This window comes from Macrococcus equipercicus (genome assembly GCF_024205945.1).
Taxonomy (GTDB): Bacteria; Bacillota; Bacilli; order Staphylococcales; family Staphylococcaceae; genus Macrococcus; species Macrococcus equipercicus.
This window is the reverse complement of record NZ_CP073809.1, coordinates 1,650,481-1,674,775: the sequence shown is the minus strand read 5'-3', so window position 1 is coordinate 1,674,775 and position 24,295 is coordinate 1,650,481. Positions and strand designations below refer to the sequence as shown.

Below are 24,295 nucleotides of genomic sequence, written 5' to 3'. Positions count from 1 at the left end.
TTAACATAGATGAAGGAACATCTTTTATTTTAAGGAAAGATTCCTCAAGTCATACAACTCGCTTAATTTTTGTTGTAAAATAAATTGAATACTGGAAATGAGGGATTCTTATGATTAAATTTATCCATTGTGCTGATTTACATCTGGATGCACCTTTTAAACTGAACTATCATGTATCAGACGCAATTATGGAAGATATCCGCAGAGCTAGCTTTGAAAGCTTCAGGAGGCTTGTAACAGATGCTATTCATCAGGAAGTGGATTTCATCTTGATAGCCGGTGATTTATTTGATGCTAAGAACCAGTCGTTACGAACGATGATTTTCCTGAAGGAGCAGTTCGAGCGGCTGAAGGATGCACATATTTTTGTCTATGTCATTCGCGGAGAAGCTGATGATATCAAATATTCACGCATTAACTGGCCGTCCAATGTAGTGGTTTTCGGCGAACAAGTGGAAACATATGAATTTATCACTAAAGAAGGCAATGTTGTCTATATCCATGGTTTCAGTTACAAAGAACATATGAACTATCACAATAAACTTGAACAGTATCCGACTAATCAAGTAGATTCCAGCATACATATCGGGCTGCTGCACGGGACATTCGTGAAGCATCAGGCCCGGGATCCGCTGACTGAATTCAGTCAGGAAGAACTCAACGAAAAGCTGTATCATTACTGGGCACTTGGACATGTGCATGACAGAAGACTGATCAGCGAACTGCCTCATATTCATTATCCAGGTAATATTCAAGGGACTACGATGGACGAATCAGGCAAGAAAGGTTATCTGCTTGTAACGGGGGACCATGTATCGATGGATGTGGTCTTTGTGCCGACCCAGTTCATCCGCTTTGAAGAAGCTCAGATTAAGTTGACGGATACAGGGAAGAATGCGATTTATCAGGACGTGACTGATTTCAAAAATGACCAGAGAACGAACGGTAAATGTATTTATAAGATTGAACTGATCAATAACAGTGAGACACTGGTCAAACAAAGTCAGCTTGATGAGCTGCTGTCGCTGCTTCAGCAGTATGAGACGCACGAACAGAACTTTATCTGGATTGACCAGCTGACACTCACGCAGCCGCATGACGGCACAACGCTGCATCACGAATTTGACACTGCGTCATTGAATGACAGTACATTGTTCAATGACGCACTAAGTCCTCTCTATCACGATGAGACGTTCAGCCGCTTCCTTGATAACTATGAGACGTTCAGTAAAGAAGAGCTGCTTGCTACCGGCGAGAGAAAGATCAAAGCACGAATGAGGGATAACGAATGAACATAAAATCACTTGAAATATACGGTTACGGAAGACTGCGGCAGAGAAAGTATCAGTTAAACCGCTCATTCACTCAAATCTACGGAGAAAATGAAACCGGCAAATCGACGATGCAGCTCTTTATCCATTCTATTTTATTCGGCTTTCCGGGTCCTGATGAACCGAAGCTGATGCCGCGATTTGCGACGACTTACGGCGGTAATCTGATCATTGAGATAGATGGTGAAGAACTATTTGTCGAACGTGTCTACCGCGAGCATAAAGAAGAGCTGACCGTGATGTATCAGGATCAGCCGAAAGATGCAGCCTGGTTGAACCAGAAGCTGAGTTTCATCACTAAAGAGACGTACAGACAGATTTTCTCTTTTGATGTCTTGAGCCTGCAGCATGTCCACCAGCTGACAGAGAATAAACTGCAGACTTATCTACTGCAGGCAGGTGTCTTCGGTTCAACTGAATATTCCAGTCTGGAAAGCAAGCTGGAAGAGGAGAAGCTGAAAATTATTACTCATGACCACGAATCAGGGGAACTGTATGACCATCTGCTTACGCTTAATAACCTTGAAATACAGATCAGAGAAGAGGAGAACAAACTCCAGCACTATGATGTCCACACAAGCCGTGCGTATCAGCTGAAAGGCAAGATAGACATGCTGCGTTCTCATATTGACCAGTTGACAGAAATCCAGCAGCGGAAGCAGAAGGAAATGATGTTCCATGCTGATATGAAAGAATGGAAACAGCTGGAGCATCAGCTGAACATTGAACCGGTCGTGTTTCCTGACAACGGGATTGAACGCTATGAGTCATTAAAACGGCAGCGTTATAATAATGAACGCGATATTATGCTCCGCGCTGAAAAAGTGAAGCAGCTGACAAAAGAGGCGGCCATTGAACTGATGCCGGATGTTGCTTATGAGACGGCACAGGGGCTCCTTAAAGAAGAGCCGGTCATCAAGCAGCATGAAAAGACGCTGAACAATCTGGACCGCGATATACTGGATAAGCAGGCTGCCATGCATTCGCTGCAGACAGATATCGGCTGGTCCCGCTATGAAGATATTCCGCTCGGCGACTCACTGAAAGAGCAGATTATTTATAACGTCGCTGAAAAAGAGCGACTGCTGTCACAGCTTGAACAGCTGAACCGTGAACGAGAGCAGGCAAAGTCAGAAGCAGCGATGACAGCGCAGGAGCGGGCAGAACTTGAACCTCATATCGTCTCCGATGAGCAGTACAGTAACGGTATACAGCTAGGCGCTCAGCAGGATGAACTGGCTCAGAAAACAGAGCTGTACAACAAATTGAGCGCCGAGCAGAAGAGAAATGCAGCAGTCGATGAAGTAAAGCGTAAAAAATTAAACATCGCGTATGGGATTATTGCACTTGCAGCAGTGGCTGCGGCTGTTTACTTCTTCTTCAGTGCCATGCTGATTCCAGCTCTAGCGATGATCGTCATTCCGATCGGCATGATAATATTATTTCTGCTGAATAAACAACCACGTACTTATGAATGGAACATACTGGATGATGAAATTTCAGCCCTTGAGAGTTCCATTGCTGCATTGGCCGGCAGTCTTGATGACTCATTTGATCTTTCAGTACAGCGTGATTATAGAGAGCGGCTGACTGTACTTGACAGGGAACAGAAGCTTCATAAAAGAAAAGAGCAGCAGCTGAACAACAGTCTTGAGAAGAAGCAGGCAGCTTATGCTGTGATTGTCCGGGAGCTGGAGAAAACAAAGGAGCAGCTCCGGCTTCCAGCACATTTTGAAGATAGTCTGCTGCACCATGTTTATCGCACAGTCAGCAGGATGCAGCAGTTAAAAACAGCGATTGATCAGCTGAAAACGCAGTATCTGGCTCAGCAGTCAGTCATCGAGAATTTCAGAGCACGGCTGGCTGACTTCGGCGGGATTACTAATCATGAACACTTGACCGTTGCGTTCCAGGAGTTGAGCGCTATCGTAAAATCAGAAGAAAAGAAGCGTACGCATAAGCTCCGCCGCGACGAACAGCTCACCATCAGTGAACGAGAGCTCGCCGCAGTAAAAACTTCAGCCGATGAGATGAATGCAGAGATCGCCCAGCTTTTCAGCGATACAGCTGCAGCAGATGAAGCTGCATATTATGCCAGGTTTGCTGAATATAAGCAGTACAAGAAGGACCTTGAACGTCATCAGCAGTTAAGCCGTAAGCTGGAAGATGAAAACTTCACTTATGAGATGAACACAGAGCTCGCTCATACTTCAGCGGAAGACTTGAGAAGGTCAGAAGCAGAAATCAGCGATCAAATTCATGAGCTCAAAGATGCTCTCCAGCAAGAACAGTTTGAGCTGCACCGGACGGAACAGGAAATGGCTGAACTGGAGAAGGATACGACATTATCTGGACTGAACTATCAGTATGCGATTGAACGAGAGATTGTGAACAGACTTGCTAAAGAATACGGCGCATTGAATTATATCGAAACACTCATCGCATCGCACCGGCAGAAAGTCAAAGAAGAAAGAATACCGCATATCATTAGTGAAGCATCGCGTATCTTTAGTACACTAACAGAAGGTAGATATATTGCTGTAATGTATGAAGTAGAGCTGGTGGTCAAACATAAGGACGGTCAAGTGTATCATCCGACAGAACTGTCACAGTCGACGAAAGAGCTGCTCTATATCGCGATGCGGCTGAGTCTGATCCAGCATCTGCATCACCTGTATCCACTGCCGATTATTATCGACGATGCGTTCGTCCATTTTGATAAGCAGCGGAAGGACTTCATTATTGATTATTTGATGAGGAAAGAAGACAACCAGGTTCTCTACTTTACGCCTAACCGTTCAACAAACATACCGGGTAAAAATACGCTTGTACTTGAGCGTCACGACAAGGAGACTAAATAATGAGAACGATTGAAACGTTGAAGCCGGGGGAATCTGTGGATGCTTATTTCATGATTCACCGGGCTGTGCAAGGTGTGACAGGGCAGGGGAAGCCTTACTTGACATTATACTTAAAAGATAAAAGTGGTGACATTGAAGCGAAAGTGTGGACAGTCACTGAGGAAGACATCAAAAAGCTCGTCCCCGAAAAACTGATCCGCGTTAAAGGGGATGTCATTGATTATCGCGGCAGAATGCAGATGAAAATCAACCAGTTCCGCTTAGTGACACCAGAAGATGGTGTAAGGCTCGAGAACTTCCTCGAGTCTGCACCAGTTTCAGCTGATGAGATGACCGATCAGCTCATGACTTATGTGATGGACATCAGCAATGCGAACCTGCAGCGGGTGACACGACTGCTGCTGAAGAAATATCAGCAGGAATTTATCACGTATCCAGCAGCGAGTTCAAACCATCACAACTTTGTCTCCGGGCTGCTCTATCACGTTGTAACGATGCTGAAGCAGGCAGAAGCGCTGTGCAATATTTATCCGTCACTGAACCGCAGTCTGCTCTATGCAGGCATCATCCTGCATGATATGGGCAAAGTGAAAGAACTGTCCGGACCTGTCGCGACCAGTTATACAGTGGAAGGCAATCTGCTCGGACACATTTCGATCATGAGTGATGAAATTGCTGATATGGCGAAAGAGCACCATATTGAAGGGGAGGAGATTCTTCTCTTAAGACATTTAGTACTGTCGCATCACGGTAAGTATGAATATGGTTCACCGAAACTGCCGATGGTCAAAGAGGCGGAAATTCTGCATTTCATTGATAACATCGATGCGCGTATGCAGATGTTTGATAAACACCTGAAAAAAGTGGAGAAAGGTCAGTTCACAGAACGAATATTTGCACTGGAGAACAGACAGTTTTATAAGCCTTCCTCACTTGACTGAGACAAAATAAAAGCACAGCCGGCGGCTGTGCTTTTATTTTATTGCTGCTGAGCGCTTGAAGCCGTCAAAATCTGTTCTTCTACGACTTTCTTGATATCTTTATCTTTGTAGTCTACATTATATTCTTTAAGCAGTTTCTTATAAGCATCAATCATCACTTGAGGATTATTCTGAACTTTAGCTTGACGGACCTGGTCTTTCAAGTCAGCTTTCTTCTTATCGAAGTCATCCTGCTTATCTGCTTTAATGATATGGTAACCGTAATCAGATTTCACAAGGCCGGACATTTCGCCTTCTTTAAGTTTGAATAGTGCATTTTCAAATGCTTCTACGGTCTGGCCTTTGACGACATAGCCGAGTGAACCGCCTGCTGCTTTAGAACCAGTATCTCCTGATTCTTTCTTCGCGATTTTAGCAAAGTCTTCCGGATGTGCTTTTACTTCCTGCAGAACTTCTTCAGCTTTTGCTTTCGCTTTGTCAGCTGTTAATCCGGATGGATCAGAAGAGGATTTGATTTTGATTAAAATGTGCGAAGCTTTTTTCGCATTTTTCTTTAAATCAGCGTCGGAGACTTTCACTGTCTCTTCCATCAGTTTTTTCTGATAAGCGTCATTGATGCGGGATTCTTTGTATTTAGCGATAGTCATACCGGCCTGCTGCTGCTGCAGAATAGATTCAAATTGTTTTTTACCGCCGTATTTCTTAACTTCAGCGTCGACATCTTTTTTGATTTTATCTTCATCGACTTTTTTGCCGTATTTATCTTTTAAAATGTCTGTAATGAGAATCTGAAAAGCTGTTTTAGCTACTTCATCTTTTCCCAACTGGTCGATGACGTTTGCAGAGCTGACGTCTCCTGCCTTAGATGTAATCAAAGTTTCTCCGTTGTTATTACCACACGCTGCCAGCCCAAGGACTGAAACTGATAACACAGCAGGCAGTACAGCTGTTTTGAATTTGTTCATTATAATTCTCCTTTTCTGAAAACGTACACCCAATATAGCATACTGAAATAATTGATTGCAATTTACTCTATCATTTACTGATTAAAATCAGATGAGAATTAACCATTACATTTAATTAATAACTCCAGGCCATAGCGTCTTTCTTCAATGAATGTGCCTCTTGGTGTTTTGATGATGTACTTCAGATAAATAAAGTCAATGAATGAAATGCCTGCATTGACTGAGCCGATAAATAATAAATAATGCCCGTATTGCGGCATCATCACGGCTGCAGTGACCGCAGCAGCCGTGATCAGGGTGAAAGGCAGTAGCAGTGCGATGGTGAAGTGCAGCTTGCTGACCGGATGATTAACACGAATGTTAAGCAGCGGCGGCCATGACTTTCTTGTGATCTTCTGGATGACGAGTGATCTCGTGTCGCCGATAAAAGCCAGCAGATGAATGATTTTATGGACCGGATAAATAGCCAGCAGACTGAACAGGAACAGCAGAAAGTTCTTATCGGTAAACCGGTTGCTGACTAATGAAATAAAGATTTCAAACGAAATAAGGAATACGACAATTGTGATAATAGCTGAAATAAACACAATGCGCTGAATACCATAAGTGGTTTTAATATTGAAATTTTTTGTGCATGAAAACACGATAAATACTCCTTGTTTGTATAATGGGCAGACATATCTTATGCATTATGCATTATCACTATCATTTTCGTCAAGTAGAAGCTTCAACAAATCATCATGACTTTTATTCAGCTGTTCAACAAACTCCTTGCCGTAAATCTGGCCGACCATAAACGTGATATCGATGAATGGAGGTAAAGACAGCATCAGCTCACTGTATTCTTCGGCTGCATCATAAATGCGGTTGTCGATATCACTGTAGCCGATGTATGTCTCATACAGCAGATCTCGTCCTTTTTGAGTCAGTTCAAGATAAGTGTTACGTTTGTCATATTCACTTTTCGGCATCGTTAAATAACCGCGCTTCTCAAGATTTTTCGCAAAGTTGAACACGGTTGAGACATGCATGACACCATACTGGGAAACTTCAGATATTGTGGCCTTCTCAAGATTTCTGATAATGATTAGAATATGATGCTCATTAATATTCAAGTCGAAAGGTTTGATCCAATTCTGCCAGTCTTTCTCAACAGTTTTCCACAATGCTTTACTGAGCTGTGAAATTCTATGGGTGTATAACATTTTCTCGATGGTCTCCCGGTCTCTCTTCATCGCTTTACCTCCTTAATATAAAGAAAAAGCATGATGGTCGCATCATGCTTTTTGTACTTATTAATTATTATTTTAGCATAGCTGTTATTTTTTTGAAAACGTTTGTTTTACTTCATCTGCACGATTTTTGACATTTTCGATATTAGATTTCAGATGAGTGATATTTGGGTCAATATCGCTTTTGTACGTAGCGATCATCGTTTTGACTTCATCGCCCATCGTCTTCATCGCAGACTGGCTTTCATTTTTAGTTTTCATCACGTAATCTTTCACTTCTACCGCTTCAATTTTAAGCTGGCGGAGCAAGGACTTTGTTTCGTAAGAGTTAGAGACGAAGTTTTGTTCAGTTTCTCCTGCCGGACGCGGTGATTTCATCAATGCTGTGATGATACCTGTCGCCACGCCGGAAGTGAAGCCGATTAGCACAGTTCTTAGTTTCATGTTAATTCCTCCAATAGTTTTGTTAGTTATACCCCGACTGAGGAGAATCAAGCATCCTTAATCGTCTGCAGCAGTTCCGTCATTTCGTCAGCGTCCACATCATGTGTCTGCCATTTGTAGCCGAAGCCGTCTACATCATCTTTATAGCGGGGCATAATATGGAAATGCAGATGAAAGACACTCTGGTCAGCGAAGCTTCTATTGTTCTGAAGAATATTGATGCCATCCGGTTTTAACGCATCATCAATTTGCTGCGCGACTTTCTGTACAGTAGCTGTCGTATGCTGTAGCACTTCAGGATCAGTGCTCAGCAGATCGTCGCTGTGCTGCTTCGGTACGACGAGCGTATGCCCTTTTGATACTTGAGAAATATCCAGGAAAGCGAGCGTATGGTCATCTTCGTATACTTTATACGATGGAATCTCACCGCTGATGATCTTACAGAAAATACATGTTGTCATAGGAGTCCCTCCAATCATTTAATGATATTATAGCATTTAATTGATTTCGATAGGTGAATGGATAAGTTATTTGATACAATATGAATTAAAGAAAAGCTGGAGGTGCAAGCGTGACTGTAGAAGTAAAACAGCTGACAGGTGGTTATGGTAATCAGCCTGTTATTCATGATATTGATTTCACATTACAGAAAGGGCAGATCGTAGGGCTTATCGGCTTGAACGGGGCAGGTAAAAGCACGACGATCAAGCATATGCTCGGACTGCTGAGACCGATGGCGGGAGAGATTGCTATTGACGGCCTGTCATTGGATGCGGCGCCGTATGACTACCGGCGGATGATCACCTATATACCGGAGACCCCGGTCCTCTATGATGAACTGACTTTAGAGGAGCACATCGATATGACGGCGATGGCTTACGGCCTGACTAAAGACGAAGCGGTGGCAAGAAGTCTGCCGCTGCTTCGCATTTTCCGGCTGCAGGATAAGCTGAAGCAGTTCCCGCAGAACTTCTCCAAAGGGATGAAGCAGAAAGTAATGATTATTTGTGCGTTCATCAGTCAGCCGCAGCTGCATATCATCGATGAGCCGTTTTTAGGGCTTGACCCACTCGGCATTCATTCGATGCTTGAACTGATGGTCGAAGCACGTGAGGCAGGCCGCACTGTACTGATGAGCACCCATATACTCGCAACCGCTGAGAAGTACTGTGATTATTTCCTCATTATGCATCAGGGCCGGCTCGTCGCTAAAGGTAATATGCAGGAGCTGCAGGATGCTCTCAGCATGCCGGGACAGTCACTTGATAACATCTACATCCGTCTGACGCAAGGTGATGTGAATGGTTAACGCACAAACATTGTTTGCCAAACGGTCAAATGACAATAGAGCTGAAGTGCTTCGTTACAGCAGATTTATCTTTAACGGCCACTTCATCTTATTCTTGTCCATCGCGTTCGGGGCGCTGATGCTGCAGTACGCTGAATTATTGAAACATCTGCCGAAAGGCATTAATTATCACCTTATCATCGCTCTGCTGCTCTCTTTAGGCGGCATCGCGCCGCTCAGGACGTATTTCAAGGAAGCGGACCAAGTGTTCCTGCTGGCCTATGAGCGGCAGCTGAAAGATTATGTGAAGAAATCGATCATAGCAGCATTCATCAAGCATGCAGTAATCTGGTCGCTGTTTTTTGCCTTATTGTATCCGCTCTATCACGCAGGCGCTCACTTTTATTTCATCGGTATGATAGGTGCCTATTTATTCGGTGTGGCAGCCATTCTGCTTGGTCTGCTTGTCCGCTGGTCAGCGATGAAGCTCGGCATCAGCAATCTATCAGTTAACATTCTGCTGTTCATCATCTTGATGGCCGGCATTTATAACTCGCTGGAAGGTGTGTATTTTACAGCACTGACAGAACTCCTGTTTCTCGGAGGTCTGCTGTATTTAATGAACAGCATAGCGAAGAACTATGTGTTTAAGTGGGATGACATTATTGATTATGAGCAGGAGCTGACACAGCGCCAGTATAAGACAATCAATATGTTCACTGACGTCAAAGGACTGAAAGACAATGTCAGACGCCGCAGATTTTTAGACGGACTGCTGAAGCAGCCGGCTGCAGATTATAATCATGAAGGGATGTTCCTGTATTTGTTCAAACGCAACTTTGCCCGCAGTAAAGATGCGTTCTGGATCATTATCAGACTGGTTGTCATCGGCGGGATAGTGATCTGGCTCGTCAGACAGCCCGTTATAGCTGTAATCATCGGTATTTTCATCGTCTATATTGTCGTGCTGCAGTCCTCCCAGTTTTACAAGCAGCAGGCGTATCAGTTATGGCCGCAAGTGTGGCCGGTGAGAGAACAGCTGGTGATGGACGGCTTCCGCAAGTTTTTATGGCAGCTGTCACTAAGTGCGGCGCTCTTAATCGCATTGCTTTATATCGCTTGTTATCCAGGTCATTTCTACTATGCGGTCTTGTTCTTTGTCATCATGTGGTGGACGAATCAGCAGGTAATGGGCAAGCTGAAGAAGAAGATGACACTGCTGAAAGATTAGGTGTTTTATCATAATATGTAAAAGCGGACACCTTTATAAGGCGTCCGCTTTTTTAAATACCGTATAAAACGTCAGTCAGTAACAGGCAGCAAAGTTTTTGTGAAATGAATGTTCGAGATAAAGTCAGCAGTCTGATACTGCTTCAATACGCTGTCCTCGTAACGCTCACGGTATACTGAACTTTTCTTGAAATCACTTAACGTGCTCTCGTCGCTGAACTGCAGCACGACGCAGTACGTCTGTCCGCGCAGTGGTCTGAGCAGCCGGTAAGCCTGGTAACCCTCATAATCACTGAAGTTTGCCGGACGGGACAAGCTGCTTTCGGCCACTTTGCGGCGTTCGTCACTGACCTGGAAGTAGCGCAGCAAGACCGGAACATCTGACGTCATCGTTCCGTCTGCTTCGACGACTTCAAATGCTTCCGGAGAACTGAACACGGATTTGGCGGTGCTTTCTTCATAGAGCACTATATCTTCCGGACCGGCAAATTTCAGAAATGTCCGGTCTTTATGTTTATCGATCAGTCGCTGCATATAATATTCTGAGCCGTGCGTTAAATAGGTGAACATGTTATCACTCCTTTTTTAATATTTTACCCAATTATTTTGTATTATGTCAGTTTTATGACAAATCCATATTCAACAGCGGCATATCAATGGTTGTGTTAAAATAATTTATAATCATTATTAAGTAGGAGGAATAGCTTTGAAGCCGTTCAACGATACAATTTTAAAGGCCGCATATGGTGAGAAAACGACACATACACCGGTCTGGTTCATGCGTCAAGCAGGCCGCAGTCAGCCTGAGTACAGAAAGATCAAGGAAACACATTCTTTATTTGAGATCACACATGACCCTGAGCTGTGTGCTTATGTCACGAAATTACCGGTCGACCAGTACAACACTGATGCAGCTATTTTATACAAAGATATTATGTCGCCGCTCGGTGCGCTTGGTGTCGATGTAGAGATCAAGTCAGGCATCGGCCCGGTCATCGGCAACCCGATCCGTCATATCAGTGACGTTCAGAAACTCGGTGAAATCCATCCGGAGCAGGATGTCCCTTATATTCTTGATACGATTAAACTGCTGACGACTGAACAGCTGAATGTACCATTGATTGGATTCACAGGTGCGCCGTTCACGCTGGCGAGCTATATGATAGAAGGCGGACCTTCAAAGAACTATAATAAAACTAAGGCATTTATGTATGAACAGCCTGAAAGCTGGCACCTCTTGATGGAGAAGCTGGCTGATATGTGCATCACTTACACGCACGCGCAGATTGATGCGGGCTGCAAGATGATTCAAGTGTTTGATTCATGGGTCGGTGCATTGAACCGTGAGGACTACCGGATGTTTATTGCACCACATATGCAGCGCATCTTCAGCGGTATTAAAGAGAAGAATGTACCTGTGACAACGTTCGGCGTCGGCGCAAGTCATTTAGTCGAAGAATGGAATGCACTGCCGGTCGATGTAGTAGGTCTTGACTGGCGTCTGCAGATCGATGAAGCACGCCAAAAAGGCATCACTAAAACATTGCAGGGCAACTTGGATCCTGCTATTCTGCTTGCACCCTGGGCAGTGATTGAAGAGCGCCTGACGCGTATTTTAGAGCAGGGGCTGCAGTCAGACAGTTATATCTTTAATTTAGGCCACGGCGTATTTCCTGAAGTGAAGCCTGAAACGTTAAGACGCGTCTCAGAATTTGTTCATACGTATTCAGCAGATTATAAATCGAAACATTAAGGAGTTCAGCGCAATGAAAAAAAGAGGATTACTTGTTATGGCGTACGGTACGCCTTATAAAGAAGAAGATATCGAACCATACTACACGCATATTAGACACGGCAGAAAACCTTCTGAAGAAAGCCTGCAGGATTTAAAGGACCGCTACAAAGCGATCGGCGGCATTTCACCGCTTGCCGGAACAACAGAACGTCAGGCAGTAGCACTGCGTGACGAACTTAACAAAGATAAAGACGTTGAATATGTTCTTTATATCGGCTTGAAACATATTGCGCCGTTCATTGAAGATGCTGTGAAACAGATGCATGATGACGGTATTGAAGAAGCAGTGACGATTGTACTGGCGCCGCATTATTCAACATTCTCTGTCGCTTCTTATAACGACCGTGCCGCTGAAGAAGCAGCTAAATACGGCATCAAACTGACACATGTCAAAGATTTCTATCGTCAGCAGAAATTCATCACATTCTGGCGCAACCAGGTCGATGATACATTGAAGTCCATTCCGGATAATGAATTAGCTGATACTGTGCTTGTCGTCAGCGCGCATAGTCTGCCGGAAAAAATCAAGGAGAAAGGCGATCCGTATCCAGACCAGCTGGCACATACAGCGCAGTTGATCAGCGATGCCTCTCAAATAAGAAACGTTGCCATCGGCTGGCAGTCTGAAGGGAACACACCGGATCCGTGGCTTGGACCGGATGTCCAGGATTTAACGCGTGAACTGTATCAACAGCACGGCTACAAACATTTCATCTATACACCGGTCGGCTTCGTCTGTGAACACCTGGAAGTACTGTATGACAACGACGTCGAATGCCAGACGGTCTGCCGCGAAGTCGGTGCGGTCTATCATCGTCCTGCGATGCCTGACACACACCAGCTGTTTATTGAAGCGATGGCCGACGAAATCCATTCAGTATTAAATTCATAAGAAATGAAGTGAAGTATCATGACAAAAGTAGCAGTCATTGGTGCAGGTATTACCGGTCTATCAGCCGCCTACTATTTGCAGCAGCAAAGTGACGCTCAAATTGACATCATCGAACAGTCGGACCGTCCCGGCGGTAAAATCAAAACTTATCAGCGTGACGGCTATACGATTGAACTTGGTCCGGAGTCTTATTTAGCTCGCAAGACAATTATGACTGAGCTTGCTGATGAGCTCGGCATGAAAGATGACCTGGTGACGAATAACACAGGACAATCTTATATTTATGCGCGCAATCAGCTGTTTCCGATGCCTGGGGGTTCTATTATGGGCATCCCGACAGAGCTGAAGCCGTTTATTAAGACAGGGCTGCTGTCACCGGCGGGCAAACTGAGAGCCGGTATGGATTACTTCATCAAGCCGAAGAAGATGACGACTGATGTCTCTGTCGGTGCATTTTTCAGGAGACGCCTCGGCAATGAAGCACTGGAAAACTTGATTGAACCGCTGTTGTCAGGTATTTACGGAGCGGATATCGATAAGCTGAGTCTGAAATCCACATTCCCGAACTTCAAAGAACAGGAAGAGAAGCATGGCAGCCTGATCAAAGGAATGCGTATCCAGAAAAGCAGTGCACCGAAACCTGCGGGCACACCGAAAGGGCAGTTCCGTCAGTTTCGTCATGGTCTGCAGAGCTTCATCGATAAGCTGGCAGAAACAGTGGCAGAGAATGGTGCGGTGATTCGCTATAACAGTGCGGTGACTGCCGTGGAATCCCGCAATAACAAGTATGCTCTGACAATTAACGGTGAACAACAGCACTATGACGGTGTTATCATCGCGGTGCCTCATACCGTCTTCAGCAAGTGGTTTGAAGATGCGCCGCTCCGCTACTTCAGACATATGGGGGCGACAAGTGTTGCGACTGTCGTCATGGCGTTTGATGAAGACCAGGTCAACAATGAAGAGAACGGCACCGGATTTGTCATTGCACGTAATTCAGATACTGTCATTACCGCCTGCACATGGACGGATAAGAAATGGCCGCATGCCGCACCGCCGGGCAAAGTACTGCTGCGGGCGTATGTCGGCAGACCGGGTGATGATGTTGTTAAAAATAACAGCGATGAAGAACTGGTAGCACTTGCAAGACACGATCTCGATAAAATGATGGAGCTCAAAGGAGTGCCTGAGTTCACGATTGTGACGCGGCTTATGGAAAGTATGCCGCAGTACGAAGTAGGGCACATTGATCGCGTAAGAGCCGTGCAGCAGTATATGAAAGCTCAGTATCCAGGGCTCTTATTGATAGGCGCTTCATTTGAAGCGGTAGGACTTCCTGACTGTGTCAAGCAGGGGAAAGAAGCGGCAGTAGCGCTGGCTGCCGACTTGAACAAATAGATGGTTTTTTCTTTCGCCCTGGTGGTTTGCAGCCAGGGCGATTGTTTTCGTTGATATCCATTATATAACAGCGATATAATAACTATATACTACACTATAAATCTTTATTCATATTGAATGATTTACGATTTAAAGGAGGATGACTATGAAGTTCATTAGCAATAATAATATTACAGACCCGGCCATTAACCTGGCGATGGAAGAGTACGTGCTGACGAATTTAATGGATGATTCATATTTTCTGTTCTATATTAATGAGCCTTCCATCATTATCGGCAAAAACCAGAACACATATGCTGAAGTCAATCAGGCCTATGTCGATGAACATCATATCCATGTCATCCGTCGTATTTCCGGAGGTGGGGCCGTTTATCATGACCTCGGCAACTTAAACTTCAGTTTTGTCACGCAGGCAGACGAGGACAGCTTTCACAACTTCAAGCGCTTTACGATGCCGATTGTCGAAGCGCTGAATGAGATGGGTGTCGCAGCTGAACTGTCCGGTCGTAATGACCTGCAGGTCGGCGAGCGCAAAATTTCCGGCAATGCGATGTTCCAGTCTAAGAATAGAATGTTTTCACACGGGACGCTCATGCTGAACAGTGATGTGGAAGAAGTCGTCCGCAGTCTGACAGTGAATGAGGAGAAGCTGATCACTAAAGGTATCCGTTCCATCCGGTCACGTGTAGCCAACATCAGTGAGTTTCTAGACGAGCCGATTACGATTGAAGATTTCAAAGTGCGCCTGCTTGATCATATATTTGAAGGTCATGTCGAAGAATATAAATTGACAGATGAAGACTGGGAAGCTATCCATCAGTTAAGCCGGAAGAAATATCAGACGTTCGAATGGAACTACGGTAAGAACCCGCAGTACAACTATGAAGTCCGTCAGAAGTTTCCAGGGGGTCTGCTCGAGCTGAAGATGAACGTCAGAAAAGGAATGATTGACGAGATCAGAATTTTCGGGGATTTCTTCGGTGTCGGAGAGATCACAGACATAGAACAGCGGCTGATTGGTGTGCCGCATCAGAAGCAGGCCGTTGCGGACAAACTGCAAGATATTGACTTTGCGCATTACTTCGGCCGTGTCACGAAAGAAGAGTTTTTAAGTTTATTGTCATAATAAAAAGATGTTAGTCATTTCAAAGTTGAAGTGAATAACATCTTTTTTATTGGTAATGATGATAGCAGGTCAATTTAATTGTCCTCCAGCTGTTTTAGAGCATTTGTATAAGTAAGAAAGGCGGTTTCATCGTGGTCGAGCAGTGCTTGGTCGATGAGCTGGCTGTACTCAGCTTTCTGATGTGTTTTAAGGACATCATCGATCAGTAAGTCGATATATAGATTGTTCAAATTGCTGACAAAAGTCTCAAGACCATTTTGTTTAACTTGTGAATAATGGTTCATTGGAAATCCCTCCTAGATATGATTTGTCTAAGTATAAATTAACTATACCCAAAAAACAATGAATATTCAGAATATTTGATAATAATATGTTGTTATTTTATACTGATGTTTTAAAATGATGTAAAAATTGTAAAACTAAACGAAATGTTAACTAGAATATAGCCGAATATATTATAATTAACATCATATAACAACTTACTATTTGATGGAGGACTGTATGACAGGCGCCCGTTATATTATTCATGAAACGACGATGTATATCCGGCCGGTAATCATTGACGACTGTATTTATTCTGAAGTGAAAGAATATGAACAACCTGTATTTATCATCAATCATCAACCGCTGGAACTGATTGAACAGTCATGCTATTTCTATAACACCACTTATAGTGCACGCAAAGAAAAGACGAGAATCGTGGCGGACATCTGTCAGAAGCCTCCGATTGTGCTCAAGCCTGAGACAGGGACGTATTTTTTTCCGAGTCACAGCGACCGCGTAAAAGAAATGCACTGGTTCAACCTCGATATGATCAAGTATTACCGTAAAGGTAAATATAATGATACTGAGATATGCTTTGATGATGGCAGTGTGATAGCAGTGCCGACCAGCTACTATATTATCAATACCCAGTTTCTGCATGCCGTTAAACTTGAATATTGTTTGAGAACGAAAGCGCAGAAGAAAGTAGAAATGATGCGGCGGGAAGCCGAAATGAGGCAGACGTACACAAATATATATGAATTATTAGCCATGTATGCACTGCTGGAACGGCAGGTGTAAATCTTCCATAAAAAAATTTACTGAAAAACCTTGTAATATTAAGTGGAGTTGATATAATAATATTTGTTCATTAAAACTAATCCACAGTAGCTCAGTGGTAGAGCTATCGGCTGTTAACCGATCGGTCGTAGGTTCGAGTCCTACCTGTGGAGCCATTGGAGATGTACTCAAGTGGCTGAAGAGGCGCCCCTGCTAAGGGTGTAGGTCGGGTAACCGGCGCGAGAGTTCAAATCTCTCCATCTCCGTAACGAAAACCATCACTTATGTGATGGTTTTTTTTAGGTTAACAGTACAACAGGACACTGTGCATTATACTTTTAACTAGCAGATTGATCTCTAATGCTGACCGGCACAGCTGACGAGGATGGTGTGATAACTTAAGGCAGTGAACAACAGCATGATAAAAGTGAAAATGATTGTAAATAAGGTGTTGACGTCTTTACAGATTATTTATATACTAAAAAAGTCCTTAAATGAGGCCCCTTGGTCAAGCGGTTAAGACACCGCCCTTTCACGGCGGTAACACGGGTTCGAATCCCGTAGGGGTCACCATTTACACTTTTTACTTATTGACTCATTGCATTTACAAATGATATATTTGAAAAGTACTTTTTATTGACGCGGGATGGAGCAGTCTGGTAGCTCGTCGGGCTCATAACCCGAAGGTCGGTGGTTCAAATCCGCCTCCCGCAACTAAGGTCCCGTGGTGTAGCGGTTAACATGCCTGCCTGTCACGCAGGAGATCGCCGGTTCGATCCCGGTCGGGACCGCTTTTTTTTTGGCTCAGTAGCTCAGTCGGTAGAGCAATGGATTGAAAATCCATGTGTCGGCGGTTCGATTCCGTCCTGAGCCATCTTTTTCTATGGCGATTGTGGCGAAGTGGTTAACGCACCGGATTGTGGTTCCGGCATTCGTGGGTTCGATTCCCATCAGTCGCCCCTGTGCGGGTGTAGTTAAATGGTATAACCTCAGCCTTCCAAGCTGATGTCGTCGGTTCGATTCCGATCACCCGCTCCATTGTTGTTCCACAGTAGCTCAGTGGTAGAGCTATCGGCTGTTAACCGATCGGTCGTAGGTTCGAGTCCTACCTGTGGAGCCAGGCCCCTTGGTCAAGCGGTTAAGACACCGCCCTTTCACGGCGGTAACACGGGTTCGAATCCCGTAGGGGTCATACAATCAGAGGTGAAATATCGCTTCTGATTTTTTAATATGGAGGGTTGTCCGAGCTGGCCGAAGGAGCACGCCTGGAAAGTGTGTAAACGTCACAAGCGTTTCGAGGGTTCGAATCCCTTGCCCTCCGTTAATCCGTTTAAGTTGGTTTCATTTGGTTTATCAAAACCCTATGAAATCAACTTTTTTGTTTATTTCGTTCGTGTTGGTTCGTGTTGGTTAAAAGAATAATGTCCACAAGTGTCCACAAAATGACATATCTAAAGTGTGTTTGTCCACGCTATTTGTCCACAACACTTTTCAGCTTAGTCATTTTTTCAATCATCAGCTGACGTTCCTGTTCATCATGTTCGTCCAGCAAGTGGCTATAAACCTTAAGGGTGATGTTGATATCCTTATGACCGAGCCGTTTGGAGATATAGGTGATAGACACGCCTTCTGATAAAAGGACGGAAGCATGCGTATGACGGAGCGAGTGCAGCGTACGGTTGCCCAGTTTATTTTCCAGGCAGAAATTTTTAAATACTTTTGTGACTGAATTATGAGTAATTAAGTTACTGCCAGTATAAAATATAAATCCGTTCATATTTTTCGGCATAGCCATTAAAGTCTTTTTAATGTGTTTCATTTCAGACGGCAGAAGCGGAATAGTACGTGCAGCTGATTCGGTTTTTGTTCCAGGCAGATGAAGCGTATTGTCTTTATAGTTGAAGTGATCGTACTTTAAATTCTGGACTTCGCCAAATCGTGCGCCTGTTATGCAAAGGATATAGATAAAGAGATACGAGTATTCATTTTTCTTTGTCATCGCATCACTTAATTTGATGAACATGTCTTTTTGGATAAACTTATCGTCTTCAGGCTTCGAGTCTTTTTTCCCTGACGGTTTTGCACCATAGGCTGGATTCTTGACGATAAGACCTTCATTGACTGCATCATTGAAGCAGGCACGCAAACACATGTTTAATTTCTTCACAGAATCCGTTGTACGGCCGTCTTTTGGTTCTTTGAGGTATTTACCTTCCCCATACTCTTTAAGCAGCTCACGGTATCGCATTTGCGTTATTTTGCCTATCGATATCCTACCAAACTTCTCTTCGAATACAGCAAGAGCATTATAATATGTTTGTAAGGCTCTTGGTGCTAACTCGTCTTTCTTGTTGATGCGGATCCATTCTTTCATATAAACTACAAAAGGTGTCTTCTCATCAACGTTAAATCCGCCAGCAAGTTCTGCCACTTTTTCTTTCATGGCCTTCTTCGCTTCTGCTGAAGTTTTAAATCCACCTTTCCTAAAGCGCTGGCCTTCGTGTCGGAAGTAATACTCATAAGAACTGCCACGTTGATTCACTTTCATTTTCTCACCTCCTTTCAATGAATTATAGAACTGGTGTTCTGTTATTGGGTAAAAATAATAAGATAACAAGGTCAACTTATTATCTTATTATGAAGTTATTAATCCTGATGTTGGCTGACAATAATTCTTGTAACTGTTTTTCCATCAGGTGCAGAGTAAATCACGTCATACTTTTTTCCTAGTTTCTTGCTTTCATAGACAAACTCTTTATCGCTTATCTTCTGAATCTGCGTAGCATCATCTTCCATGAAGTCGAAGGCATGCTGTGAAAGAAAACTCATATCAGTAGCTACAGTAACACCAAGATTTTCGTCTATCTCTTTTTCGGCTTGGAAGATCTCTTTCTTATCTCCTAAATAAGTCTTATGTGTTTTTTCATCAACATAAAAGACTCCATTATCCTTTATATTTTTAACTTTGATGGGGCCATAGACATGATTAGGACCAGCCGTCGCCACTTTTTTCTGTGCAGGCTTCTCAGTAGTCGGTGTCTCAGTAGTCGGTTTTTCAGTTGTTGGTTTTTCAGTTGTCGGTGTCTCAGTAGTCGGTTTTTCAGTTGTTGGTTTTTCAGTTGTTGGTTTTTCAGTTGTTGGTTTTTCAGTTGTTGGTTTTTCAGTTGTTGGTTTTTCAGTTGTTGGTTTTTCAGTTGTTGGTTTTTCAGTTGTTGGTTTCTCGGTCGTCGGTTTTTCAGTTGTTGGTTTCTCAGTAGTCGACTGTTCAGCTACAGTTTTCACTGGCTTCTCCTTTTTGGCAGGTGGTGTAACGGATGCTAAAAGAAAACCAAATATAATCATAGCGAGGAAGCTGCCTAATGCAGCCCAAAAATATTTTTTTGAGGTTCTTTTCTTAAATAATCTAACGATTCCTATGATGAGAAGTACTGGTATTGCTAAAAGTGTGATTAAAAACAAACCAAAGTATAAATCGCTCACTGGATTACCCCTTTATATTTTTATTATATTTAATGGATCGAATGAAATTCGATAGCCCATAAATACCTCTACAATTCTAAAAGTTAGTTTGACCGTTTGATATACTCATTTTTTAATTGTTCCACTCTTCTTAAAGCAAACTTTTTCGAGACATTAAAATTGTATTGAATATAAGCGTAATCATACATATTAGTAGGTAGCATAAATTCAGGTACTGCAAGTTCATACATTAGTTTATTGGCTTGTCCTTCGCAGTATTTTCTATACTCATTATTTATATGAGTATGGCCGTGCTGGAAGACATGAGCTAGTTCATGAAAAAAAGTCTCTGTCATTGAATAGATGTTATTGGATTTAAGCATAATAATATCTATGTCATCAAAGGAAACTCTGACGTCAAAAGGGAAGTCTTTAAGCAGAATAATATTAAATGTATCAGCAATATTTTCGATATTCATATGGTCTACATTAGTGATTCCATGACTTATGTATAAGCTTTCTGTATTCATGGCGCTTCCCCTTACTTATTTTTACGTTTAAATAATTCAAACCTCACTGCATCTTCTATCTTTTTTTGAAACTCAATTTTTTCTTCATCGGATAATTTATCAAATCCTTCGTAATCAGAAAAATTGATGATGATCCCTTTGCTTTCAAGCTCTTCAACAATATTTATATTTCTTTTATCATGATCTGAATGGCCATCAATAATATAACTGACAGTAACATTAAACAGATTAGCGATATCTTCAATTTTCCCCATGCGTGGTGTTTTTTCACCAGTTTCCCAATTTGAGACGGATTGCTTTGAAACTTTCAGTTTGTCTGCAAGTTGTTGTTGAGTCCAGCCCATAGAGTTCCTCAATTCAATGATCTGTTCAGCAATTTTATTTGGCGCAACCATAATAATTTCTCCAATCCATTAATTTATATATTTAATATAACCTAAAATATGCAATAAATAAACATTAAGTTATATAAAACTTACTATTTGTTAGGTTAAGTAAACTCAAAGTTATTGACAGTCAACTGAAAGTTATTCTATAATGTGTAAGAAGGAGGCGACTATAATTATGGAAAATATTAAGATTACTCTTAAGGCAGCACGAATAAACGCTGGTTTAAGTCTCTCAGAAGTCGCGAAACTATTTTCGAAACGCTTCGCGACAGTTTATTCACGGCAACGGATTGGACAGTATGAAAAATCCCCCGGAGATATAACACATATTGAAGCAGATTATTTTAGTGAGATTTACCAAATGCCGAAAGATAACATTATTTTTTTAAATCCAAGTCAACTTAAAGTTGACATAAGAGAACCTTCAAGTTAGGAGGATGCAGAATGAATAATAAAACAACATCTTTCAACGCAGTAATCACTATCCCACCTGAATATGTCGTTATCAAAAAAATAGAATACGACAGATTAGTAGAAAATGATGAAGTTAAGTTCTGGGAACTTGAGGACTTAATGACGAAGACTTGCAGTTCTAAATATTGGGTGATGAAGAATATAGTGAACAATCCCGAACTTCGAGATCTTATAGAGTCGTTTTCGATATTCCCTAAAGGAAAGAATGGCCCTTATAAATTCAATGCTAAAAAAATGTCTAGATTTTTGGACGAACATTTTGAAGAAATAAAAGAAAGGGCGGAGAGCTGATGCATACACAGCTGAGAGGTAGAGGGTTAGTCACACTGAGCATCGCATTAAGCACTGCAGCGATCATCATCTTGTACATTGCGAGTTACTTTATCCTGGTCAATCCCGTGATGATTCCAGGAGCGGTTATTCTGGCAAACGCACTTGGATTACCCATCATGATGTGGCTAGTAGTTAATTACTTTAAAGGAGGTGAGAAACATGAAGGTTAATTACATGCTGGCAATCAAAACAGCTCTCTTAATCATCATCTTGGCGGAGGAGATTAAGAGAGCTAGGAAAGTGAAACTTGCTGTGAATCTTAGAGTGAACAACTTAAATGAGCTAATAGAAGCAATTGAGAAAACGATGGAAAATGGTAATCATCAGTTGCCAACTGATGTTAAACCCATTTTTGATCTTGAGTAATTGAGACCCCACATTTCGGACATTTTCCCTTACCTTGTCGAAAACTCACTTTAACTTTTTCACCGCAATTAGGACAAGGAATTTCAAGGGTTGAATTTCTGATATTTTTCTCAGCTTGCTTTTTGACATCTTTCTCAAGTTCTTTGAAAAATTTATCCATATCCCGTTTATTACCTAGATTATATTTTTTGGGCATTATTACACCTCCTTCCTTAAGGAGATTATACCAATAAAAAAGACACCTGGAGAGCAACCAGGTGTCCGCAACAATTAATTTAATTAACAACGTAATTATAACACATGGAGGTTATAACATGAACGAATTAATAAAAATCAATAACGATAAAGAACTTGGTCCTGTTGTCTCAAGTAGAACTGTAGCTGAAGAATTAGGCAGAAGACACAGCCATATTCTAGATGGATTGAACAGCATTGTAGCCAAACGAGATTACGGCTCGCTGATTATTGAAAGTCAGTACAAGGACGCACAAGGAAAAATGAGAAAAGAATACCTGCTCACCAAAGATGGATTTACGTTATACATGTTCAACATTCAAGGCCATAACGACTTCAAGATGGCGTACATCAATCGATTTAATGAAATGGAACAGGTCATCAAACAAAACCAGCTGCAGATCCCTTCGACGCCTATGGAAGCGCTGAAGCTGATGTTCGAAGCACAGGGCGAAACAAAACAGCAGGTAGAAGCCATCAAAGGACAGGTCATCGAGCTTAAAGAAAACGTGAGACTGGATGCAGGTGAATATGGTTACATCGGCAAACGCGTCCAGGAGCGCGTGACAGAGACGATTAAAAAGTTTAGCTATTCTAACACTTCTAAAGTACGAAGTAAGCTGCTGAAGAATCTAAATGGCGACATCAAACGCATCGCGAATGTCTCAACAAGATCGCAGCTGAGACAGAAAGACTTTGACCCGGTACTTGAATTTATTAACACATGGGAGCCGTCATCTGCTACACAGTATCAATTGAGACAGATGGAAGCGGAAGAGGTGGCGCAATGATTGAAGTGAGGCACGGAGACATGAAACGCGTTGAAGAATTAGGATTTAAGGAGCGGAAAGGCGTGCTGCTCGAATACGAGAAGGAAATTCAAGACTTTAGATTCTTCATCAAGTTCGACAGCAAAGGCTGGACGCTGACGGTCATGAGATTGAATAACGCGCAGGATTGCCTGCAGAACGTCTTTATCAAAACTTACACGGCACTGGAGCTGTTGATTGCAAAGTACGAACGATTAATTGAACTGAATAAACTGGAGAGTGGAAGTAATGACGACATATCGTACAAATAAAGAATCAGGAAAGTATATGATCCTCGACAAAACGGCAGTGGAAGACCCGAACCTCAGCTTGAAAGCAAAAGGTCTTCACGCCTACATGATGAGCAAAGCTGATAACTGGCAGTTCTATGAGACTGAGATAGTAAAGAACTGTAAGGACGGAAGAGACAGCGTGAGAAGCGGTATCGATGAATTAGTGAAAGCAGGTTACATTGTCCGGAATCGACAGAGAGACGATAAAGGCAGGTTAGGCGGCTATGACTATGACGTATACGAAACACCAGTCCAGAGCGGAAAAACCAATGTAGGAAAAACCAATGTAGGAGAATCCAACAACGGAAAAACCTACATAGGAAAACCCGACACTAATAATAATAAAAGTAATAATAATAACTTAAATAATAATAACAGTACTAATAATGACTTGAATGATATGAATGATAAAGAGAATGTCGAAATTACAAATCATTCAAATCATACGAATCATCTGCCTGCTAAGCAACATGATTTCACTGAAGATGAAAAAGAGGTCATGACACAAAATCTACCTCCAGTGCTAGCATCATATCTCATGAATTTTGATATAGACGAAATAAGATCTATCAAATCAACACTACTTAAATCTAAAGCTAAGTTTTATAGTCAAGTCGAGGTTGACGAACGACTGACGATTGAGGACGTTGAAACGGATTTAATCCAGTTACTAAAAAGGGTGAACGTCAAACGTAAATCTTCGGGCGAATCGATTAGATCACTGGAAGCTTATCTCTTCTCATCATTCGTAAAAGTATTTCATAGCAATGTCATTTTTTCCGAAGAGGATATAACAATCGACGTTGATGAAAATGACGTGAACCTTTTCTTTAATCGAGATATGGCCAGTGGCTACTAAGG

29 protein-coding genes and 11 tRNA genes are annotated in these 24,295 nt (G+C 42.5%); 28 read left to right on the top strand and 12 right to left on the bottom strand.

Annotated elements, in window-relative coordinates:
- Window positions 1–110 precede the first annotated feature (110 nt).
- The 3 genes from KFV11_RS08785 to yhaM are packed head-to-tail and all read left to right on the top strand — an operon-like array spanning window position 111 to window position 5,133.
- On the top strand, window positions 111–1,292 hold the full coding sequence (locus KFV11_RS08785) for a metallophosphoesterase family protein (protein ID WP_149459429.1): 1,182 nt from the start codon (window positions 111–113) through the stop codon (window positions 1,290–1,292).
- Entirely contained in the window at window positions 1,289–4,192 is a 2,904-nt protein-coding gene (locus tag KFV11_RS08780) for an ATP-binding protein (RefSeq protein WP_254249757.1), read from the top strand. The genes KFV11_RS08785 and KFV11_RS08780 overlap by 4 nt, the downstream gene beginning before the upstream one ends.
- Window positions 4,192–5,133 (top strand): 3'-5' exoribonuclease YhaM, encoded by a 942-nt coding sequence (gene yhaM / locus KFV11_RS08775; RefSeq protein WP_149459427.1) that lies wholly within the window; start codon window positions 4,192–4,194, stop codon window positions 5,131–5,133. The genes KFV11_RS08780 and yhaM overlap by 1 nt, the downstream gene beginning before the upstream one ends.
- A 38-nt stretch (window positions 5,134–5,171) precedes the next feature.
- Here yhaM and KFV11_RS08770 read toward each other — a convergent pair whose 3' ends face one another.
- From KFV11_RS08770 to KFV11_RS08750, 5 genes are all read right to left on the bottom strand, one after another.
- Window positions 5,172–6,098, bottom strand: a complete 927-nt coding sequence (locus KFV11_RS08770; protein ID WP_149459426.1) for a foldase protein PrsA — start codon at window positions 6,096–6,098, stop codon at window positions 5,172–5,174.
- 98 nt (window positions 6,099–6,196) lie between these two features.
- Window positions 6,197–6,742, bottom strand: a complete 546-nt coding sequence (locus KFV11_RS08765) for a DUF3267 domain-containing protein (RefSeq protein ID WP_254249756.1) — start codon at window positions 6,740–6,742, stop codon at window positions 6,197–6,199.
- Between the two features lie 45 nt (window positions 6,743–6,787).
- Window positions 6,788–7,333, bottom strand: coding sequence for an HTH-type transcriptional regulator Hpr (locus tag KFV11_RS08760; RefSeq protein ID WP_254249755.1), 546 nt, complete (start codon window positions 7,331–7,333; stop codon window positions 6,788–6,790).
- An 84-nt stretch (window positions 7,334–7,417) separates the two neighbouring features.
- Window positions 7,418–7,774: a YtxH domain-containing protein gene (locus tag KFV11_RS08755; protein ID WP_254249754.1), complete on the bottom strand. Its 357-nt coding sequence runs from the start codon at window positions 7,772–7,774 to the stop codon at window positions 7,418–7,420.
- Window positions 7,775–7,821: 47 nt separating this feature from the next.
- On the bottom strand, window positions 7,822–8,235 hold the full coding sequence (locus KFV11_RS08750; protein WP_254249753.1) for an HIT family protein: 414 nt from the start codon (window positions 8,233–8,235) through the stop codon (window positions 7,822–7,824).
- A gap of 110 nt (window positions 8,236–8,345) precedes the next feature.
- On the opposite strand from KFV11_RS08750, the gene KFV11_RS08745 reads away from it, so the two are divergent.
- Together KFV11_RS08745 and KFV11_RS08740 are read left to right on the top strand one after the other, a co-directional pair.
- Window positions 8,346–9,083 (top strand): ABC transporter ATP-binding protein, encoded by a 738-nt coding sequence (locus KFV11_RS08745; RefSeq protein ID WP_254249752.1) that lies wholly within the window; start codon window positions 8,346–8,348, stop codon window positions 9,081–9,083.
- The gene (locus tag KFV11_RS08740; RefSeq protein ID WP_254249751.1) at window positions 9,076–10,293 is read left to right on the top strand and encodes an ABC transporter permease; all 1,218 of its coding nucleotides are present in this window, start codon (window positions 9,076–9,078) and stop codon (window positions 10,291–10,293) included. The genes KFV11_RS08745 and KFV11_RS08740 overlap by 8 nt, the downstream gene beginning before the upstream one ends.
- Before the next feature lie 71 nt (window positions 10,294–10,364).
- On the opposite strand, the gene KFV11_RS08735 is transcribed toward KFV11_RS08740, so the two are convergent.
- Entirely contained in the window at window positions 10,365–10,862 is a 498-nt protein-coding gene (locus KFV11_RS08735; protein ID WP_254249750.1) for a hypothetical protein, read from the bottom strand.
- A 136-nt stretch (window positions 10,863–10,998) separates the two neighbouring features.
- On the opposite strand from KFV11_RS08735, the gene hemE reads away from it, so the two are divergent.
- From hemE to lplA, 4 genes are all read left to right on the top strand, one after another.
- Window positions 10,999–12,045 (top strand): uroporphyrinogen decarboxylase, encoded by a 1,047-nt coding sequence (gene hemE / locus KFV11_RS08730; protein ID WP_425463265.1) that lies wholly within the window; start codon window positions 10,999–11,001, stop codon window positions 12,043–12,045.
- A 13-nt stretch (window positions 12,046–12,058) separates the two neighbouring features.
- Window positions 12,059–12,979 carry a ferrochelatase gene (gene hemH / locus KFV11_RS08725; protein WP_254249749.1) on the top strand — a complete coding sequence of 307 codons (921 nt, stop codon included), beginning with the start codon at window positions 12,059–12,061 and terminating at the stop codon, window positions 12,977–12,979.
- Between the two features lie 18 nt (window positions 12,980–12,997).
- Window positions 12,998–14,377, top strand: coding sequence for a protoporphyrinogen oxidase (gene hemY, locus KFV11_RS08720; RefSeq protein WP_254249748.1), 1,380 nt, complete (start codon window positions 12,998–13,000; stop codon window positions 14,375–14,377).
- A gap of 145 nt (window positions 14,378–14,522) precedes the next feature.
- Window positions 14,523–15,503: a lipoate--protein ligase gene (gene lplA, locus KFV11_RS08715; RefSeq protein WP_149459415.1), complete on the top strand. Its 981-nt coding sequence runs from the start codon at window positions 14,523–14,525 to the stop codon at window positions 15,501–15,503.
- Between the two features lie 74 nt (window positions 15,504–15,577).
- Here lplA and KFV11_RS08710 read toward each other — a convergent pair whose 3' ends face one another.
- Entirely contained in the window at window positions 15,578–15,787 is a 210-nt protein-coding gene (locus tag KFV11_RS08710) for an IDEAL domain-containing protein (RefSeq protein ID WP_149459414.1), read from the bottom strand.
- Window positions 15,788–15,992: 205 nt separating this feature from the next.
- On the opposite strand from KFV11_RS08710, the gene KFV11_RS08705 reads away from it, so the two are divergent.
- The 12 genes from KFV11_RS08705 (at window position 15,993) to KFV11_RS08650 (ending at window position 17,868) form a co-directional block, all read left to right on the top strand.
- A complete protein-coding gene (locus tag KFV11_RS08705) occupies window positions 15,993–16,568 on the top strand; it encodes a competence protein ComK (RefSeq protein ID WP_149459413.1) in 576 nt (191 codons plus the stop codon).
- Between the two features lie 80 nt (window positions 16,569–16,648).
- Window positions 16,649–16,723, top strand: a tRNA-Asn gene (locus tag KFV11_RS08700).
- Window positions 16,724–16,725: 2 nt separating this feature from the next.
- A tRNA-Ser gene (locus tag KFV11_RS08695) sits at window positions 16,726–16,813 on the top strand.
- A 232-nt stretch (window positions 16,814–17,045) separates the two neighbouring features.
- Window positions 17,046–17,120: transfer RNA gene (locus KFV11_RS08690), tRNA-Glu, on the top strand.
- A 67-nt stretch (window positions 17,121–17,187) separates the two neighbouring features.
- Window positions 17,188–17,261: transfer RNA gene (locus tag KFV11_RS08685), tRNA-Met, on the top strand.
- 4 nt (window positions 17,262–17,265) lie between these two features.
- A tRNA-Asp gene (locus KFV11_RS08680) sits at window positions 17,266–17,338 on the top strand.
- Window positions 17,339–17,348: 10 nt separating this feature from the next.
- Window positions 17,349–17,421: transfer RNA gene (locus KFV11_RS08675), tRNA-Phe, on the top strand.
- Window positions 17,422–17,433: 12 nt separating this feature from the next.
- Window positions 17,434–17,506, top strand: a tRNA-His gene (locus tag KFV11_RS08670).
- Between the two features lie 5 nt (window positions 17,507–17,511).
- A tRNA-Gly gene (locus KFV11_RS08665) sits at window positions 17,512–17,585 on the top strand.
- Between the two features lie 7 nt (window positions 17,586–17,592).
- Window positions 17,593–17,667: transfer RNA gene (locus KFV11_RS08660), tRNA-Asn, on the top strand.
- Window positions 17,668–17,739 (top strand) — tRNA-Glu (locus tag KFV11_RS08655). It begins immediately after the preceding tRNA gene.
- Window positions 17,740–17,779: 40 nt separating this feature from the next.
- Window positions 17,780–17,868: transfer RNA gene (locus tag KFV11_RS08650), tRNA-Ser, on the top strand.
- Window positions 17,869–18,018: 150 nt separating this feature from the next.
- Here the strand turns inward: KFV11_RS08650 and KFV11_RS08645 are convergent.
- The 4 genes from KFV11_RS08645 to KFV11_RS08630 all read right to left on the bottom strand — a co-directional run bounded on the left by KFV11_RS08645 (window position 18,019) and on the right by KFV11_RS08630 (window position 20,931).
- Window positions 18,019–19,095, bottom strand: a complete 1,077-nt coding sequence (locus KFV11_RS08645; protein ID WP_254249747.1) for a tyrosine-type recombinase/integrase — start codon at window positions 19,093–19,095, stop codon at window positions 18,019–18,021.
- Window positions 19,096–19,193: 98 nt separating this feature from the next.
- Window positions 19,194–20,027 carry a hypothetical protein gene (locus KFV11_RS08640; protein WP_254249746.1) on the bottom strand — a complete coding sequence of 278 codons (834 nt, stop codon included), beginning with the start codon at window positions 20,025–20,027 and terminating at the stop codon, window positions 19,194–19,196.
- 83 nt (window positions 20,028–20,110) lie between these two features.
- The gene (locus KFV11_RS08635) at window positions 20,111–20,536 is read right to left on the bottom strand and encodes an ImmA/IrrE family metallo-endopeptidase (protein ID WP_254249745.1); all 426 of its coding nucleotides are present in this window, start codon (window positions 20,534–20,536) and stop codon (window positions 20,111–20,113) included.
- An 11-nt stretch (window positions 20,537–20,547) separates the two neighbouring features.
- Window positions 20,548–20,931 carry a helix-turn-helix domain-containing protein gene (locus KFV11_RS08630; protein WP_254249744.1) on the bottom strand — a complete coding sequence of 128 codons (384 nt, stop codon included), beginning with the start codon at window positions 20,929–20,931 and terminating at the stop codon, window positions 20,548–20,550.
- A 169-nt stretch (window positions 20,932–21,100) separates the two neighbouring features.
- Between KFV11_RS08630 and KFV11_RS08625 the strand changes: the two genes are divergently transcribed.
- From KFV11_RS08625 to KFV11_RS08610, 4 genes are read left to right on the top strand one after another with little or no spacing between them, the layout of a single operon-like run.
- Window positions 21,101–21,358: a hypothetical protein gene (locus KFV11_RS08625; protein ID WP_254249743.1), complete on the top strand. Its 258-nt coding sequence runs from the start codon at window positions 21,101–21,103 to the stop codon at window positions 21,356–21,358.
- 11 nt (window positions 21,359–21,369) lie between these two features.
- A complete protein-coding gene (locus KFV11_RS08620; protein WP_254249742.1) occupies window positions 21,370–21,690 on the top strand; it encodes a DUF771 domain-containing protein in 321 nt (106 codons plus the stop codon).
- Complete coding sequence (locus KFV11_RS08615) at window positions 21,690–21,902, top strand: hypothetical protein (protein ID WP_254249741.1); 213 nt, start codon at window positions 21,690–21,692, stop codon at window positions 21,900–21,902. Before KFV11_RS08620 ends, KFV11_RS08615 begins: the two co-directional genes overlap by 1 nt.
- The gene (locus KFV11_RS08610) at window positions 21,892–22,098 is read left to right on the top strand and encodes a hypothetical protein (RefSeq protein WP_254249740.1); all 207 of its coding nucleotides are present in this window, start codon (window positions 21,892–21,894) and stop codon (window positions 22,096–22,098) included. Before KFV11_RS08615 ends, KFV11_RS08610 begins: the two co-directional genes overlap by 11 nt.
- Here the strand turns inward: KFV11_RS08610 and KFV11_RS08605 are convergent.
- Window positions 22,073–22,294 (bottom strand): hypothetical protein, encoded by a 222-nt coding sequence (locus KFV11_RS08605; protein ID WP_254249739.1) that lies wholly within the window; start codon window positions 22,292–22,294, stop codon window positions 22,073–22,075. The two genes, KFV11_RS08610 and KFV11_RS08605, sit on opposite strands and share 26 nt — an antisense overlap.
- 118 nt (window positions 22,295–22,412) lie before the next feature.
- Between KFV11_RS08605 and KFV11_RS08600 the strand changes: the two genes are divergently transcribed.
- Genes KFV11_RS08600 through KFV11_RS08590 form a run of 3 tightly spaced genes read left to right on the top strand, consistent with a single transcriptional unit; the run spans window position 22,413 to window position 24,293 of the window.
- Complete coding sequence (locus KFV11_RS08600) at window positions 22,413–23,123, top strand: Rha family transcriptional regulator (protein ID WP_254249738.1); 711 nt, start codon at window positions 22,413–22,415, stop codon at window positions 23,121–23,123.
- A complete protein-coding gene (locus KFV11_RS08595; protein ID WP_254249737.1) occupies window positions 23,120–23,413 on the top strand; it encodes a hypothetical protein in 294 nt (97 codons plus the stop codon). The genes KFV11_RS08600 and KFV11_RS08595 overlap by 4 nt, the downstream gene beginning before the upstream one ends.
- Window positions 23,391–24,293 (top strand): helix-turn-helix domain-containing protein, encoded by a 903-nt coding sequence (locus tag KFV11_RS08590; protein ID WP_254249736.1) that lies wholly within the window; start codon window positions 23,391–23,393, stop codon window positions 24,291–24,293. Before KFV11_RS08595 ends, KFV11_RS08590 begins: the two co-directional genes overlap by 23 nt.
- Window positions 24,294–24,295: the final 2 nt, after the last annotated feature.